Source organism: Rhodanobacter sp. BL-MT-08, from assembly GCF_054161255.1.
In genome coordinates this window covers 1,433,535-1,448,618 of the sequence record NZ_CP167872.1, presented here as the reverse complement: position 1 = coordinate 1,448,618, position 15,084 = coordinate 1,433,535, and the positions used below count along the sequence as shown (strand labels likewise).

Below are 15,084 nucleotides of genomic sequence, written 5' to 3'. Positions count from 1 at the left end.
GGTTAACTGCCTGAAGTCTACGCCATCGCTGGCGGCGTCCGTGACATAGAATGCGGTTTTAGCGCAAAAGCCAGGTTACGCCTTGATCCGCTTCGTTGATGTGCACAAGTCCTACCGCGTCGACGGTCGCGAGAGCCCGGCGCTGAAGCCCTTCAGCCTCGATATCGTGGACGGCGAGGTGTTCGGCATCATCGGTCTTTCCGGCGCAGGCAAATCGACGCTTATACGGCTGATCAATCTGCTCGAACGCCCCAGCGGCGGCACGATCTACGTCGGCGGTACCGAAATGACCGCGCTGGCCGAGCCAGCGCTGCGTGCGCAGCGTCGCCATATCGGCATGATCTTCCAGCACTTCAATCTGCTCGCCTCGCAGACCGTGGCCGATAACGTGGCCTTTCCAATGCGTCTGGCCGGCGAACGCGACGCCACCGTGCTGCGCAGGCGCGTGGACGAACTGCTGGCGCGGGTGGGCCTGACCGATCATGCCGACAAGTATCCCTCGCAGCTCTCCGGTGGCCAGAAGCAGCGTGTCGGCATCGCGCGCGCGCTGGCCAACAAGCCGTCGATTTTGCTGTGCGACGAAGCCACCAGCGCGCTCGATCCGCAGACGACCGCATCAGTGCTCGATCTACTCGCAGAAATCAATCGCGAACTGAAACTCACCATCGTGCTGATCACGCACGAGATGGATGTGGTGCGCCGCGTCTGCGACCGAGTTGCCGTGCTTGATGCTGGCGAGATCGTCGAGCGCGGCAGCGTGATCGACGTCTTCCTGCACCCGCAGCACGCCACCACCAAGCGCTTCGTCAACGAGGCGCTGCCCGAGGAGACGATCGGCACCGAGCTGGCCTTTTCCAAAATTCCCGGACGAATCCTGCGTCTGAGCTTTCGCGGCGACGCCACCTTGACGCCGGCGCTCGGCCAGGTGGCCCGCGAAACGGGCATCGATTTCAATCTGCTCGCCGGGCGCATCGACCGCATCAAGGACATGCCTTACGGCCAGCTCACTCTGGCGATGCAGGGCGAGCGCATCGATGCGGCGATGTCGGCGCTGCGCAAAGCCGGTATCGAGATAGAGGAATTGCGCCCATGACAATCCATGCGATCCACGCTGCACCGATGCTGCAGACGCTGTTCCCGCATATCGACGACTGGGGCGAAATCGGGCATGCCTGCGTCGATACGCTGCTGATGCTCGGCGGTTCGCTGCTGCTCACCATCGTTCTCGGCCTGCCGCTGGGTGTGCTGCTGTATCTCACCGGCCGCGGCCAGCTGCGCCCGATGCCGAAGCTGTATGCCATCACGTCCCTGCTGGTGAATATCCTGCGCTCGGTGCCCTTCATCATCCTGATGATCGTACTGATGCCGGTAACCTATTTTCTGGTCGGCACCAAGCTGGGTATTCGCGGCGCCATTCCGCCGCTCGTGATCGGTGCCGCGCCGTTCTTCGCACGCCTGGTCGAGACGGCGCTGCGCGAGGTGGAGCACGGCGTGATCGAGGCAAGCCAGGCGATGGGCGCCAGCCTGTGGCAGATCGTGCGACACGTGCTGCTGCCGGAAGCGCGCGGCGGCCTGCTGGCCGGCGTTACCGTCACGGCCATCGCGCTGGTCGGTTACACCGCCATGGGCGGCGCTATCGGCTCGGGCGGCCTGGGCGATCTGGCGTATCGCTACGGTTATCTCAGCTACAAATCCGACTACATGCTGGTCACCGTGGCGCTGCTGATCGTGCTGGTGCAGCTGCTGCAGATGCTGGGCGACCGAGTCGTATCGCATTATGGACGACGCTGAACCGTAAAACCCGCGTTTTGCATTTGGCAGTATGGACGGCTATTCTTGTGCGCCGCACAAAGTCATCCGCCATGAAAAAACTCATCGCTGCTCTCGCTGTTCTGCTTGCGCTGGCAGGCTGCTCTGCGCATAACGGCGGCGACCCGAATACGCTGACCGTGGCCGCCACGGCGATTCCGCATGCGGAGATTCTGAAGCAGGTCAAGCCGATTCTCGCGAAGGAAGGCGTCGATCTGCAGATCAAGGTATTCGCCGACTACGTGCAGCCCAACGCGCAGGTGGCCGAGAAAAACATCGACCTGAACTACTTTCAGACCAAGCCCTATCTGGAAGCGTTCAACCACGATCACGGCACGCATCTGGGGATCATCACCGGCGTGCACATCGAGCCGTTCGGCGCCTACTCGCGCAAATACAAGAGCATCGATCAGCTGCCCGACGGCGCCAGCGTGACCCTGCCCAACGACCCCAGCAACAACAGCCGTGCGCTGCTATTGCTGGCCAGGCACGGTTTGATCACGCTGAAAGATCCGAACGACGAGATGGCTACCGAAAAAGACATTGCCGCCAACCCGAAGCATCTGAAATTTCGCGAGCTCGAAGCCGCCATGCTGCCGCGCACCCTGGACGAAGTGGATCTGGCGCTGATCAATACCAACTACGCGCTCGCTGCTGGCCTGAATCCGACCACGGACGCACTGCTGATCGAAGACAAGAACTCACCGTACGTGAACTATCTCGTCGGCCGCGAGGACAGCAAGGACGATCCTCGCGTCCAGAAGCTGGCCAAGGCGTTGACCAGCCCCGAGATCAAAACCTTCATCGAGCAGCACTACCACGGCGCGGTGCTGCCAGCGTTCTGAACGCGCTCGCGCCGGAGGACCGACCTATACCAACGGCTTGGCCGGAATCTCGAACACCTGGCGCAGGTAGGTCACGTAAGCCTCGTCGTCGCACATGTCCTTGCCCGGGGAGTCGCTGAGCTTGGCCACCGGCTGACCGTTGCAGCGGGTCATCTTGATGACGATGTTTAGCGGCGTCGGTCCGACGTCGTTGGTGAGGTTGGTGCCGACGCCGAACGCCAGCAGGCAGCGCCCGCGAAAGTGGGCGTAAAGCTGCATCACCTTGGGAATGTCGAGACCGTCGCTGAAAACCAGCACCTTGGTCCGCGGATCGACGCGGTTCGACTGATAGTGCGCCAGCATGCGTTCACCCCAGTCGAACGGTTCGCCGGAGTCGTGGCGGGTGCCATCGAAAAGCTTGCAGAAGTACATGTCGAAGTCGCGCAGAAAGGCGCTGAAGCCGTAGACGTCCGAGAGCGCGATGCCGAGGTCGCCGCGATATTCTTTCGCCCAGGCCTCCAGCGCCGCGACCTGCGAGTCACGCAGTCGAGGCCCGAGTGCCTGATGCGCCTGCAGGTACTCATGGGCCAGCGTCCCCAGTGGAGTAAGGCCCAGGTCTCGCGCCAGCAGCACATTGCTGGTGCCGGTAAGCTGCGCGCCAAGCCCGTCGCGCAGCGTGGTCACCACCTCGCGCTGCCACGCGCGCGAATAACGCCGCCGCGTGCCGTAATCGGCAATGTGGCAGCCGCCGAAGTCCGGCGTATCGCGCAGCAGTTCCATCTTCGTCTGCAGCCGCCGACGGCCCTCTGAAAGATCCAGCCCGGCGCTGACGCGTCGAAAATACACCTCGTTGACGATGGCCAGCAGCGGCACTTCGAACAGAATCGTGTGCAGCCAGGGACCGCGAATGCGGATCTCGATTTCGCCGTTATCGGATGCCGAAGGCGTGATCTCGACGTATTTCTCGTTGAGGCGGAACAGGTCGAGAAAGTCGACGAAGTCGCTTTTGAGAAATCTCCAGCTGCGCAGATACAACAGCTCGTCCGGCGTGAAACGCAGCTGGCACAACGCTGCCAGCTCGGCTCGAATTTCGTCGATATACGGCACCAGGTCGATGCCGGGATTACGACATTTGAAGCGGTACTCGACCTGCGCGGCCGGGTATTGGTGCAACACGACCTGCATCATCGAAAACTTGTAGAGGTCGGTATCGAGCAGCGATTCGATAATCATCGGCGGCTTGGCCAGAGGCATGCATGGGACATTGGTTCATTATCCATCCCGCGGCCCGTCGATCGCTCATCAGATGCGAGCCCGCTTTTGACCATGCCTGCGGAAAAATTCCGGGCAAAAAAAACCCCACTGGCCAGGGGAGGACCGGTGGGGCTTGTCAGGCTGCGTCCAGGGGAGGAAAGGCAGCCCCTCAGTGAGCGATGTTTTGACTCACTTCTGGTCGCCGTCACGGCGATTCACGGATGGAAGTTTGTCCGCGCCAGCGTGAGTTCAACGTATACATCGTCAACCTGTTCAGCCAGGCGACAGGCTTTCAAACCATGGCTATCTGATTTTCGACTGCTGAAACAAAGGCTTGTGCGCCCGGCCATTCGCCGATGCGACCCACCTTGCGGCCATTGCGGAAAACGATGAAGGCCGGAATGCCGTGCAGGCCGAAGCGCGTGGCCATGCTCGGATCATCGTAAACGTTGTCGTGCATCCAGCGAACCTGCGGCCACTGGAATCGTTCCTGCGCCAGGAGCATCGCGCGTTTGGCAACATCGCAGTTTGGGCAGTCGCGACCCCACAGCAACAGAATACCCACCGGGGCAGCCTCTTCGCACAGCACCTCATCCAATGAGGCGTCGCTTACCTTTCTCATGGGAAAGCGCTGAAAAAATTCGGGAACGGCGGTATCGGACATATGGGCTCGGCAAACGTGTTCTGTGTCGAAGACAGAGATGGATCGTCGCACCGAAAAACCAAGCGATCGGCTTGTCGGACGGCTCAGGCTGGCCCGTTCAACCCAGCGAGAACGGCGTCGCGTTGCGGCTTCGGCTGACGTGAAAGCTCACGCACACGTTGGTAGAAAGCAGGCCACTGGCCCATCGACTGTTTGAACAGCGCGGCAAAGGCCGGCTTCCACTGGTCATACAAACCAAAAGGAACCAGGCTTGCGTTATTGATCGGCGCAGCAACCCAGGCATCGTAGCGGTGTTCGCCAGGCCAATGGCTATCTCGCCACTGCGCGTAGCGCAGGCGAAATGCGGCGATTTCGTGCTGCTTTCCCGCCTCCATCTGCAGATGATCCACACCACTGGCGTAAAGCGTCTTCAACCGCTCGCGCAAATCCAGCACCAGCGCGGTGAAGCCATTTTCCAACGCCTGCGCGCGGTCATCCTGCGCCGGCAGCCCGCGCGACCGGCGCCACTCGCGCAGGCCCTGATCCTGCACGAACATGGCAAAGGATTCGTTGAACGCAGTGTCATCCTTCACGTAGATCAGCTGATGCGCCAACTCGTGAAAGATCGTGCCGTCGAGGTCATCGTCGTCCCAGCGCAGCATGCTGCTGAGGATCGGATCGGCGAACCATCCCAACGTGGAATAGGCCGAGACACCGCCGACTTCCACATCGTCGCCCTGCCGGCGCAGCTGTTGGGCATCGGCCTTGGCATCGGCTTCGGAAAAATAGCCGCGATAGCCGACGCAGCCGGCGACGGGGAAACAATGCAGCACGGGATCGACCGAGTAACGCGGCGCCGCAAAAACGTTCCATACGGCGAATGGGCGATGCAGGTCCACGTAGCGCGTATAGCTGCGATTGTCGGGCAACGCGAGGTGCTGCGAGGCGAAGCGGCGCGCCCGCCGGGCCAGGGCCAGTCTTGCTGCCACGCGGGGATCGGTGCTCGGATCGGCGACAATGGCGCCGATATCGCGTCGATGAAACAGCATCTCGCTCTGGCCGCGCACCGCCTGCGCGTAATATCGAACGCTGGCGCACGCTCCAAGCAAAAGGCCCACCGTCGCGATGACGATGAGCCTTGGGATACCGGTCAAACGGTTAAATGGTTTTTGCCAAGCCATGCGGCGATTGTGCCGCAGGCGTGGCCATCTGTCTCAGTGGCCGCCGTGGCCGCCGCCACCGCCACCGCCATGCGAACCTCCGCCGTGCGAGTAGTGACCACCGCCGTGGCCGCCGCTGTAGCCGGCATGTCCACCGTAACCTGGATGGCCGCCGTAGCCCGGATGGCCGCCGTAGCCCGGCCGGCCGTGCCAGTAGCCGCCACCGTGACCGTAGCGACCGGGGTAATAACCGCGACCGCCGCCATAGTAGCGGGGACCGCCGTAGCCACCATATCCGCCGTACCAGCCACCGATGATGCCAGCGCCGCAACAGCCGTAGTAGCCGTTGTCGTAATAACCGAAACCAGGCGAGTAATAGGCGCCTTGATACACCGGCGCTGCCTGGCCGTAGTAGGCATCTCCGCTGTAGCCATTGCTGCGGACGTAGCCATAACCGGGGTCGTAATAACAGCCTGAGAGAGCAACAACCGCACTAAGCAGAACAAGACGGACAAGGATGCGTTTCATGATCTTTCTCCGGCTCCAGAAGGAGCTGTGGAGGCATCTTAGTCCTGCAGCCTTGAATGCCTCGTGAGGTTCAGACACGTGGCTGATGGGCGTTCACCCGCCAGCCATGTGGTAGCGATGCTCGACAGGCCACCTGCCGGAACCATCTGCTGAGCGATCAGCCCTTGCGCTTGGACTGATCGCCACGCTCATGCGCCAGCGCATGCCCGAACGCCGCTTCGTTCGACAACCCGCCGCCGGCCGGAGACTCCGGCGCATGCGGATCGGGGGCGTGGGGCGCGGGCTGCGTAGTTACGGCTCCCGGCCAGCTCGGCCCTTGGCGCACGCGCTCCTGCTTGGCCTCCAGCAGCGCCTGGATATGTTCCACTGCCTCTGCCGGGCTGATGTGATGGATTTCCGGCGGCGGCAGGGTGGGCAGCTTGCGTGGAGCTGCCTTGGCCTTCTTCGGCAAAGAAGCGGCCCTCTTGACCAGCGGCTTGGTCGCCACCGGTTTTTTCGGCGCGGCTGTCGCAGCGAAGCCGGCGGGCCTTTTCACTGCTGTCTTGGCTACGACTTTCCTGGGCGGCGCTTTTTTTGCCGTCACCTTGACGACTTTCTTGGCGGCGGCCTTTTTTGCTACCGTTTTTTTGGCAGCGGCTTTTTTGGACACCACTTTTTTGGCCGGCGCTTTTCCGGCTACGGTCTTTTTCGCCGCCACTTTGTTCTTGGGGCTCGCCTTCTTGGCGACGACTTTCTTCACTGCCACCTTCTTTGGAGCGGCCTTTTTTGCCACAGGCTTTTTCGTCACGGTCTTTTTGACGGCTGCTTTCTTGGCGGCTGCCTTTTTAGCCGGAACCTCTTTAGCGGCCCCTTTTTTTGCCGGTGCCTTTTTCGTCGCGGATTTTTTCGTTGCCGACTTGCCCTTCATAGCCATGCGTTCGTTCTCCTGCGTTGATCAATGAAACGGTGCTCTAGCCAGAGCGAGTATGCGCGCCTTCAATCGCTCGGACATTAACGGCTGACGCCATGAAAAATCGTCCATGTTCTTTGCGACAAACAGGGCGCTTGAGTCATCAAAACGACGGGTGTGACAACTGATTGATGAAATAAGGAAGCACACGTGAGTCCATGAGCAGCGTGAAGATCACACCATAGGCGGCGCCCCACAGGTGCGCACTATGGTTGATGTTGCCCTGCCCGCGGCGGTCCATGAAGATCGAGTAGCCCGTATACAGCACGGCATAAACGATTGCCGGCATCGGTATGACGAACACGATGATTTTATTCCACGGCAATAACAGGATGTAGGAGAACAGCACGGCCGAAACGGCACCCGACGCACCAAGGCTGCGATACCCGGAATTGTTGCGATTCTTCACGTAGGTCGGAAGAATCGAGAACACCAGACCGCCGATATAGAACAGCGCAAACCCAAAGCTGCCCAGGTGCCCCGCAAAAAAAACTTCCATCACCTGACCGAAGAAATACAGCGTCAGCATGTTGAAAAACAGATGGCCGAAATCCGCATGCACCAGGCCGTAGGTCACCAGCCGGTGGTACTCGCGCTGCTTGGTGATGGCCGGCGGCCACAGGATAAGATCATTCATCAACCGGCTGTTCTTGAAAGCCATGAACGACACGATGCCGGTGATAGCGATAATGATGAAAGTGACCGGCATGGACTATTCCGCGAGCGATGGTAAAGCGTGACATCTTCGCGCCACCGCCGCATCTTGTCGACTTGCGTAGTGAGCGATAGCGGGCAAGCCTGCTCAAACACATGGCCGACCCGAGCAAGACCCACGACGTCCAACGCATCGCGCCATTTATGAGTAGAGATCATCATGAGTTCATTCCGTTACATGCACCTTGACGTATTCACCGCCAGCCTCGGCGGCGGCAATCACCTTGGCGTCGTGCTCGACGCCAAGGAGTGGAGCGCGCGGGACATGCAGCGCTTTGCGCGCTGGACCAACCTGGTCGAAACAACGTTTCTGCTGCCACCCGAGGATCCCAAGGCAAGCTATCGCGTGCGCATGTTCACCCCCCAAAAAGAGATCCCGTTTGCCGGCCATCCCAGTATCGGCAGCGCACACGCAGCGCTGGAGTGTGGCCTGGTCGAACCGCACGACGGTCTGCTGTGGCAGGAATGCGGCGCCGGCACGCTGCCGATTCGCGTGCAAGGCAGCGGCAGCGAACGCGAGCTGTCGCTGCTTTCACCACCGCAGCGGGTAGTTCAAAGCGGCCACGACGCCCATCCGTTACTCGGCGCCGCGCTCGCTGGAGTCGACCTGGGCCAGTTGGCACCCGCGCTGGTCGATGGCGGCCGGCGCTGGTGGCTGGCCGAAATTTCGAATGAAGCCAGCATTCGCGCGTGGAAACCCGATCATGCGGCTATCGGCGAACTAGCCAGGGCGACCAACAGCATGGGCGTATGTGCCTTTGCGCGCAGCTCAAATAACGACTATCAGCTGGTCGTTCGTGCGCTCGCCGCGGGCGCCGGCATTGTGGAAGACGCGGCCTCCGGCGCGGCCAATGGCTGCATCGCGGCGTATCTTGCAGCAGTCGAACCGGACGGTGCGCTGGCGCGCGGCTACGTGATCAGCCAGGGCCGTGAAATGGGCCACGATGCCAGGCTGGTTGCCCTGATCGAGGGCGATGCGGTGTGGATCGGCGGCCGCACGGCCACCGTCATTGATGGAACGGCGAACTGGACGCTGGGCGGTTGAGGCAAGACCTTCGCAGGCCGGCCTCAACATCGCCCGGACTCGGTCCTCCAGACTTACTTTCGGTCGTCCAGATGGGCGCGACGCGCTGACACCAGCGCCAGCGCAGACCAGTCGACGTGTTCGTCGCCGGCAGCGAGCGCTTCGAGCAGGCTGTCGCGAACCACGCCGGCCAGCGGCAGCGGCACGTGCGCACTGCTGCCGGCGGTCAGAGCCAGTTCGACGTCCTTCAAGCCCAGCGGCAGCTTCATGCCCGCGGGTTTGAAGCGCTCTTCGGCGATCAGCTTGCCGTAGCCCTGATACGCCGGCGAGGCAAACAACGTGTTGGTCATCACGTCGAGGAAGTCGGCGGCGCTGATGTCGTATGCGCGGGTCAAAGACGACGCCTCGGCCATGCTTTCAATCGCCGTGGCCAGCATGAAGTTGCCGGCAATCTTCACCACGTTGGCGCGCTCGGGCGCATCGCCCATCGGCCAGAGCTTCGTCGACATGGCGTCGAGCAGCGGGCGCGCTTTGTCCACCGCGGACGACTTGCCAGCGACCAGGATATTGAGTTTGCCGGCGGCAGCGACGTCGGGGCGGCCGAACACGGGAGCGGCGACATACTCCAGCCCGCGCTTGGCGTGTTCCTCGGCCAGCTCCTTGGCCAGCGCCACGGAAATGGTCGAGTGGTTGACGTGCACGGTGCCGGGGTCCATCGCGTCGAGCAGGCCGCTATCGAAAATGATTTCCCGCACCGCCTTGTCGTTGGCCAGCATGCTGCACAGCACTTCGCCCTGGGCGGCACGGTCGGCCGTGCGCGCCAGCTTGGCACCGAGCGACACCAGCGGCGCGGCGGCGGCTTCGGAGCGGTTCCACACGGTCACCGTATGGCCGGCCTGGACCAGATTGCTGGCCATCGCCGCGCCCATGGCGCCCAGACCGATAAATCCAACCTTCATGCATGCTTCCTCTTCGTCATATCAGCGTCCAAGTGAAACAGGCGCCGTGTTCAGATGATGCGAAAGCGGCGTCTCGAAACGTCAGGCCACCTCGCCTGCGGCCTGTCCCGAGGCCCAAGCCCACTGAAAGTTGTAGCCGCCCAGCCAGCCGGTGACGTCCACCACCTCGCCGATGAAATACAGGCCCGGCACGTGCCTGGACTGCATCGTGCTGGAGGAAAGGCCGTTGGTGTCGACGCCGCCCAGCGTGACCTCGGCGGTACGATAGCCTTCGGTGCCGCTGGCCGTGATCGGCCAGGCGTTGAGCTGGCCGCCGATCTGGCTCAGCTCGGCGTCGCGGTACTGGCGCATCGGCCGGCTCTCGAACCACTGCTCGCAAAGTCGCTGCGCCAGCCGTTTAGGCAGCGCGTCGCCCAGCACGGTTTTCAGTTCGGCCAATGGCCGCGCCGCGCGCTGCTCAACCAGCCAGGCGCCGGCTTCGACATCCGGCAGCAGATCGGTGCGCAGGTCATCGCCCGGCTGCCAGTACGAGGAAATCTGCAGGATCGATGGGCCGCTGATGCCGCGATGCGTAAACAACAGCCCGGCGCGAAACGACTGCCTGCCGACCGTCGTTTTCACGACTGGCAACGCGACGCCGGCCAGATCCTGGTAATGCTCCTGGTGCTTGCCGCTCAGCGTCAGCGGCACGAGGCCCGCGCGCGTGGCCAGCACGTCGTGACCAAACTGGCGCGCCAGCTCGTAACCAAAGCCAGTAGCGCCCATGCTGGGAATCGAGAGGCCGCCGCTGGCCACTACCAGCGATTCGGCCTGCACGTCGCCGCGCGCGGTGGTCACGCTGAAACCGCTCTCATTCTTGCGAACTCGCGAGACCGCGCAGCTGGTTTCGGTGGTCACGCCGGCCGCTTCGCATTCGTCCAGCAGCATGCGCACGATCTGCTTGGAGGAGTCGTCGCAGAACAGCTGGCCCAGCTCCTTCTCGTGATAAGCGATGCGGTGCTTCTGCACCAGTGCAATGAAATCCCACGGCGTGTAGCGCGCCAGCGCCGATTTGGCGAAATGCGGATTGGCCGACAGATACTGCGCCGGCGTCACGCCGAGGTTGGTGAAGTTGCAGCGCCCGCCGCCGGACATCAGGATTTTCTTGCCCACGCGGTTGGCGTGATCGACCACCAGCACCTTGCGCCCGCGCTGGCCGGCGGCGATGGCGCACATCAGCCCAGCGGCGCCCGCGCCGATAATCAGCACATCGGTGTTGATGGCGGCCACGTCAAACGGCCTGGATGGTGATGGAGTGGCCGCGTTTGGATTGGCGGGCCGATTTCAATCGCTTGGTCATGCGGCATTATCCATCAGCCGGCCCGTTCGGCATCGCTTACACTGGCGCACCGATCCACGAGAGTCATCGCCATGCCCTCCTTTGACGTCATTTCCGAAGTCGACAAGCACGAACTCACCAATGCCGTCGACCAGGCCAACCGCGAACTCACCACGCGCTTCGACTTCAAAGGCACCGATGCCCGATTCGAGCTGGACGATTTCGTGATCACGCAGATCGGCGCGAGCAAGTTCCAGCTCAATCAGATGATGGACATCCTGCGCGGCCGGCTGGCCGCGCGAAAAATCGACCTGCGCGCACTGGATGCTGCCGATGTCGAAACCAATCTCGCCGGCGCCCGGCAGAAAATCACCGTCAAGCAGGGCATCGAGCAGCCGATCGCGAAAAAGCTGATCGCCTCGATGAAGGAAGCCAAGCTCAAGGTCGAGGCGCAGATCAACGGTGACAAGCTGCGCGTTAGCGGCAAGAAGCGCGACGACCTGCAGACCGCGATGGCCCTGTTGCGCAAGGCGGAAGTCGATCTGCCGCTGCAGTTCGACAACTTCCGCGACTGATCTGCCCGCACCAAGCCGGCAGCATGCGGTGTCTTGTGAAAAACGCGGAAATCAGGCTTTCGACAACAGCCGCCCGCCCATCGCCGCGTTCACGGCAACGACCATCCCAACCGCGGCAGCGTGAGTCAGCAGATCGGTCGCTGCCGCGTCATACGCATGGCAGATTTCCAGCAGGCTCGCCGACGCGGCGGCGCTGGCCAGACCCACCAGCACGGCGGTGAGCACGGGGCGCAGCGGATAGGCGCGCCGCAGCAGCACCACCATCAGTGCGGACAGCGGTATCGAGAAACCGATGATGAAGACCAGGCAGTCCGCCGACTGATGCATGGTCGATATCTGCGTACCCGGAGCGATGACCTGACGCAGACAGCCCAGCCCGCTGGCGCCAATCCACAGCAGCGCGGCAGGCAGCGGCAACCATGCCCAGGCCGAGCGTCGGCCGGGCACGCTCAATGCAAAGGCGGCCCAGGCCGCGCTGATCGCGGTGAGCACGGCGCCGACGCCGGCCCAGGCAAGATCCGGCGTACCGGCAAAGCGCTGCGCCATGCCGGCCACGCCGTAATGCAGCAGCAGCACCGCGGCAATGGCCGCCACCGCAAGCAGCCAGCCCAGGGTACGCAGGGACGGCGGCGGCAGCCGGCGCACCGGCACCAGCTCCGTGCTGAGTCGACCGATCAGCGATTCGTAGGATCGCTCACTGGACGCCGATGCGGGCTGAGGTCGCGGTTCGGACATGGCGATCACGGTTCTCCGTTGAAGCGTTCGCGCAGCGCCTTCAGCGCGCGATGCAGATTGACTTTCAATGCGCCGGTATTGCGGCCGGTCAATTCGGCCGCCTCGCTCAGTGAACGTTCGTGCAGACCCATCTGCTCGACGGCCTCGCGCTGGCCCGGCGGCAGCTCGGCGATGGCCTCGCGCAGGCGCTGCGCGCGCTGCAGCTGCTCGGTGGCCGAACTGGCGTCGTCGCTATCGGCGTGGTTGTCGAACGCCATGTCGTCGTGAAGCTCGCGACTGTCGCGCCGGCCGCGGCTGCGCAGCGCATCGATGGCGCGGCGATTGGCGATGGCCGTGAGCCAGGCGTCGTACGAGCGCGAAGGATCGTAGGTATGGCGTACGCGATTGAGCGTGATCAGCGTCTCCTGCACAACGTCATCCAGGCGATCCGCAGCCACACCTCGCCGCCGTGCCGCCAGGCGAATCAGCAGAATCGAATCGGCCAGCACCCGTTCGTATGCGCGCCGGTCACCGGCCTGCGCAGCCGCCATGAGGCGCGCCCGACGCTGGTCGGGCGATTCGTTGGCGCTATCAGATACGTCTTCAGCCTGCACGGTTCGGGTAGCGCTCGCCCACGGGGAAAGAGCGCTATCTAGACCCATGAAGGCATTGGCGGTCAAGCTGTGCGGCACGGTCGCTCCGAATCGATGCATTCTCTGGAGTGCTTTCGCCGCATCTGTCGCTGGAGTTACCACGTAACTAGAACCCGTCAGCACATATAACTCACGTGCCCCGTGAATATTCGCCGCTTTTCCGGTAACCGCGGCGCCCATGCCGGCGAATATCCTGTCGAACCCCTCAATCAATGATGCGTGCATGCTTATTCTGATTCTCGCTTTTCTTGGCGGCATACTGACCATCCTCAGCCCGTGCATCCTGCCGGTGCTGCCGTTCGTCTTTGCTCGCTCGGATCGGCCGTTCGCGCGCAACGGCCTGCCGATGCTGCTGGGCATGGCCATTACGTTCGCGGCGGTCGCCACGCTGGCAGCGCTGGGCGGCGGCTGGGCGGTGCACGCGAATCAGTACGGCCGCATCGTTGCACTGGTGGTGCTGGCGTTTCTCGGTCTGACGCTGCTGTCGACCCATCTGGCCGAATGGATCGGCCGCCCGTTTGTGGCGCTGGGCAACAAGCTGTCGCAAGGCTCGTCGGGTAAGGAGGATTCCATCTGGTCGGCAGCCGGCCTCGGCGTGGCGACGGGCCTGCTGTGGGCGCCCTGCGCCGGGCCGATTCTCGGCCTGCTGCTTACCGCGGCGGCGCTGAACGGTGCCAGCGTGCAGACCACTTTGCTGTTGCTGATCTACGCCATCGGTGCTGCCACGTCACTCGGCGTGGCCCTGCTGATCGGCGGCAAGGTGTTTGCGTTGATGAAGCGCTCGCTCGGTGCCGGCGAATGGGTGCGCCGCGGACTCGGCGTGCTGGTATTGGCGGGTGTTGCTGCAATCGCGTTGGGCGCGGATACCGGATGGCTTACCCGCGTGTCCCTGGCCAGCACTGGCGGCATCGAGCAGAAGCTGATCGACGCCGTGAGCCCGCCGCAGGCGCCCGAGCCCGTCCCGAAGGCCGGCGCGGCGCTGCCAGTGGAAGGCCAGATGCCGTCGCTCGCCGGCGCCACGCAGTGGATCAACAGTGCGCCGCTGACGACCGCGTCGCTGCGCGGCAAGGTGGTGCTGGTCGATTTCTGGACCTACTCCTGCATCAACTGCATCCGCGCGTTGCCATACGTGCGCGGCTGGGCCGACAAGTACAAGGACCACGGCCTGGTGGTGATCGGCGTGCACGCGCCGGAGTTTGCCTTCGAAAAGGATCCAGCCAATGTCGCCAAGGCCGTGAAGGATCTGGGCGTGGACTACCCGGTCGCGCTGGATAACAACTATGCGATCTGGCAAGGCTTCCACAACCAGTACTGGCCGGCGCACTACTTCATCGATGCCGAAGGGCAGATTCGCCATCACCATTTCGGCGAAGGCGGCTATGCCGACAGCGAGGATCTGCTGCGCCGACTGCTGACCGAAGCCGGGCAAAAAAATCTGCCGGGCGGCTACGTCAGCGGCACGCAGAAAGGTATCGAAGCAGCCGCTTCGCGCAGCGCCGCCATTTCGCCGGAAACCTACGTTGGTTACGCGCGCGCTCTGAACTTCGTCGGCGGCAAGGTCGCGCACGACGACGCCGAAGATTACCGCGCGCCCGACACGCTGGGCAGCAACCAATGGGCACTCGACGGGCGCTGGACCGTGCATGCGGAGAACGCGCAGCTGGACCAGGCCGGCGGGCGCATCGTTTACCGCTTCCGCGGCCGCGACCTGCACCTGGTGCTTGGTCCCGCGGCCGACGGCAGACCGATCCGCTTTCGTGTGCGCATCGACGGCAAGGCGCCGGGTGCTGATCACGGCATGGATACCGACGCCGACGGCAATGGCCTGGTCGACGCGCAGCGGCTTTACCAGCTGGTACGCCAGGCCGGCGGCAGCGGCGAGCGCCTGTTCGACATCGAGTTTCTTGACCCGGGCGTGCAGGCGTATGCCTTCACCTTCGGCTGATTTTGTGTAATCGCC

General features: G+C 63.0%; 16 protein-coding genes. 6 read left to right on the top strand and 10 right to left on the bottom strand.

All coding sequences use genetic code 11. The features are described from left to right. Nucleotides 1-82 precede the first annotated feature (82 nt). The 3 genes from ACDK93_RS06155 (at nt 83) to ACDK93_RS06145 (ending at nt 2,654) form a co-directional block, all read left to right on the top strand. Nucleotides 83-1,093, top strand: a complete 1,011-nt coding sequence (locus ACDK93_RS06155) for a methionine ABC transporter ATP-binding protein (RefSeq protein WP_458071728.1) — start codon at nt 83-85, stop codon at nt 1,091-1,093. Beyond that, entirely contained in the window at nt 1,090-1,791 is a 702-nt protein-coding gene (locus tag ACDK93_RS06150) for a methionine ABC transporter permease (RefSeq protein WP_458071727.1), read from the top strand. Before ACDK93_RS06155 ends, ACDK93_RS06150 begins: the two co-directional genes overlap by 4 nt. 71 nt (nt 1,792-1,862) lie before the next feature. Beyond that, nucleotides 1,863-2,654 carry a MetQ/NlpA family ABC transporter substrate-binding protein gene (locus ACDK93_RS06145; protein WP_458071726.1) on the top strand — a complete coding sequence of 264 codons (792 nt, stop codon included), beginning with the start codon at nt 1,863-1,865 and terminating at the stop codon, nt 2,652-2,654. A 24-nt stretch (nt 2,655-2,678) separates the two neighbouring features. Here the strand turns inward: ACDK93_RS06145 and pncB are convergent, their stop codons facing one another. The 6 genes from pncB to ACDK93_RS06115 form a co-directional block, all read right to left on the bottom strand. Continuing rightward, a complete protein-coding gene (pncB, locus tag ACDK93_RS06140; protein ID WP_458072361.1) occupies nt 2,679-3,866 on the bottom strand; it encodes a nicotinate phosphoribosyltransferase in 1,188 nt (395 codons plus the stop codon). A 313-nt stretch (nt 3,867-4,179) separates the two neighbouring features. Next, nucleotides 4,180-4,551, bottom strand: coding sequence for a thioredoxin family protein (locus ACDK93_RS06135; RefSeq protein WP_458071725.1), 372 nt, complete (start codon nt 4,549-4,551; stop codon nt 4,180-4,182). 83 nt (nt 4,552-4,634) lie between these two features. Continuing rightward, nucleotides 4,635-5,648: an aminopeptidase gene (locus ACDK93_RS06130; protein ID WP_458072359.1), complete on the bottom strand. Its 1,014-nt coding sequence runs from the start codon at nt 5,646-5,648 to the stop codon at nt 4,635-4,637. 96 nt (nt 5,649-5,744) lie between these two features. Further along, the gene (locus tag ACDK93_RS06125; RefSeq protein ID WP_458071724.1) at nt 5,745-6,218 is read right to left on the bottom strand and encodes an LptM family lipoprotein; all 474 of its coding nucleotides are present in this window, start codon (nt 6,216-6,218) and stop codon (nt 5,745-5,747) included. 157 nt (nt 6,219-6,375) lie between these two features. Continuing rightward, the gene (locus ACDK93_RS06120; protein WP_458071723.1) at nt 6,376-7,131 is read right to left on the bottom strand and encodes a histone H1-like repetitive region-containing protein; all 756 of its coding nucleotides are present in this window, start codon (nt 7,129-7,131) and stop codon (nt 6,376-6,378) included. A gap of 139 nt (nt 7,132-7,270) precedes the next feature. Beyond that, on the bottom strand, nt 7,271-7,876 hold the full coding sequence (locus tag ACDK93_RS06115; RefSeq protein WP_458071722.1) for a rhomboid family intramembrane serine protease: 606 nt from the start codon (nt 7,874-7,876) through the stop codon (nt 7,271-7,273). 165 nt (nt 7,877-8,041) lie between these two features. Here ACDK93_RS06115 and ACDK93_RS06110 point away from each other — a divergent pair, with 165 nt between their 5' ends. Beyond that, a complete protein-coding gene (locus ACDK93_RS06110) occupies nt 8,042-8,926 on the top strand; it encodes a PhzF family phenazine biosynthesis protein (protein ID WP_458071721.1) in 885 nt (294 codons plus the stop codon). A 53-nt stretch (nt 8,927-8,979) separates the two neighbouring features. Here ACDK93_RS06110 and ACDK93_RS06105 read toward each other — a convergent pair whose 3' ends face one another. Continuing rightward, nucleotides 8,980-9,864, bottom strand: coding sequence for an NAD(P)-dependent oxidoreductase (locus ACDK93_RS06105; RefSeq protein WP_458071719.1), 885 nt, complete (start codon nt 9,862-9,864; stop codon nt 8,980-8,982). Between the two features lie 81 nt (nt 9,865-9,945). Next, a complete protein-coding gene (locus tag ACDK93_RS06100) occupies nt 9,946-11,124 on the bottom strand; it encodes an NAD(P)/FAD-dependent oxidoreductase (protein WP_458072357.1) in 1,179 nt (392 codons plus the stop codon). 150 nt (nt 11,125-11,274) lie between these two features. Here ACDK93_RS06100 and ACDK93_RS06095 point away from each other — a divergent pair, with 150 nt between their 5' ends. After that, entirely contained in the window at nt 11,275-11,757 is a 483-nt protein-coding gene (locus tag ACDK93_RS06095; RefSeq protein WP_458071717.1) for a YajQ family cyclic di-GMP-binding protein, read from the top strand. A gap of 51 nt (nt 11,758-11,808) precedes the next feature. On the opposite strand, the gene ACDK93_RS06090 is transcribed toward ACDK93_RS06095, so the two are convergent. Both ACDK93_RS06090 and ACDK93_RS06085 read right to left on the bottom strand, forming a co-directional pair. Continuing rightward, nucleotides 11,809-12,492 (bottom strand): NrsF family protein, encoded by a 684-nt coding sequence (locus ACDK93_RS06090; protein ID WP_458071715.1) that lies wholly within the window; start codon nt 12,490-12,492, stop codon nt 11,809-11,811. 5 nt (nt 12,493-12,497) lie between these two features. Further along, nucleotides 12,498-13,349, bottom strand: a complete 852-nt coding sequence (locus ACDK93_RS06085; RefSeq protein ID WP_458071714.1) for an RNA polymerase sigma factor — start codon at nt 13,347-13,349, stop codon at nt 12,498-12,500. On the opposite strand from ACDK93_RS06085, the gene ACDK93_RS06080 reads away from it, so the two are divergent. After that, nucleotides 13,348-15,069 (top strand): cytochrome c biogenesis protein DipZ, encoded by a 1,722-nt coding sequence (locus ACDK93_RS06080; RefSeq protein WP_458071713.1) that lies wholly within the window; start codon nt 13,348-13,350, stop codon nt 15,067-15,069. The two genes, ACDK93_RS06085 and ACDK93_RS06080, sit on opposite strands and share 2 nt — an antisense overlap. Nucleotides 15,070-15,084 lie beyond the last annotated feature (15 nt).

Bases quoted from the DNA above. Each gene is read 5' to 3' on its own strand.
- ACDK93_RS06150 (WP_458071727.1), top strand. From the start codon at position 1,090: ATGACAATCCATGCGATCCACGCTGCACCGATGCTGCAGACGCTGTTC.
- ACDK93_RS06145 (WP_458071726.1), top strand. From the start codon at position 1,863: ATGAAAAAACTCATCGCTGCTCTCGCTGTTCTGCTTGCGCTGGCAGGC.
- pncB (WP_458072361.1), bottom strand. From the start codon at position 3,866: ATGATTATCGAATCGCTGCTCGATACCGACCTCTACAAGTTTTCGATG.
- ACDK93_RS06135 (WP_458071725.1), bottom strand. From the start codon at position 4,551: ATGTCCGATACCGCCGTTCCCGAATTTTTTCAGCGCTTTCCCATGAGA.
- ACDK93_RS06125 (WP_458071724.1), bottom strand. From the start codon at position 6,218: ATGAAACGCATCCTTGTCCGTCTTGTTCTGCTTAGTGCGGTTGTTGCT.
- ACDK93_RS06120 (WP_458071723.1), bottom strand. From the start codon at position 7,131: ATGGCTATGAAGGGCAAGTCGGCAACGAAAAAATCCGCGACGAAAAAG.
- ACDK93_RS06115 (WP_458071722.1), bottom strand. From the start codon at position 7,876: ATGCCGGTCACTTTCATCATTATCGCTATCACCGGCATCGTGTCGTTC.
- ACDK93_RS06110 (WP_458071721.1), top strand. From the start codon at position 8,042: ATGAGTTCATTCCGTTACATGCACCTTGACGTATTCACCGCCAGCCTC.
- ACDK93_RS06105 (WP_458071719.1), bottom strand. From the start codon at position 9,864: ATGAAGGTTGGATTTATCGGTCTGGGCGCCATGGGCGCGGCGATGGCC.
- ACDK93_RS06095 (WP_458071717.1), top strand. From the start codon at position 11,275: ATGCCCTCCTTTGACGTCATTTCCGAAGTCGACAAGCACGAACTCACC.
- ACDK93_RS06090 (WP_458071715.1), bottom strand. From the start codon at position 12,492: ATGTCCGAACCGCGACCTCAGCCCGCATCGGCGTCCAGTGAGCGATCC.
- ACDK93_RS06080 (WP_458071713.1), top strand. From the start codon at position 13,348: ATGCTTATTCTGATTCTCGCTTTTCTTGGCGGCATACTGACCATCCTC.
- ACDK93_RS06085 (WP_458071714.1), bottom strand. From the start codon at position 13,349: ATGCACGCATCATTGATTGAGGGGTTCGACAGGATATTCGCCGGCATG.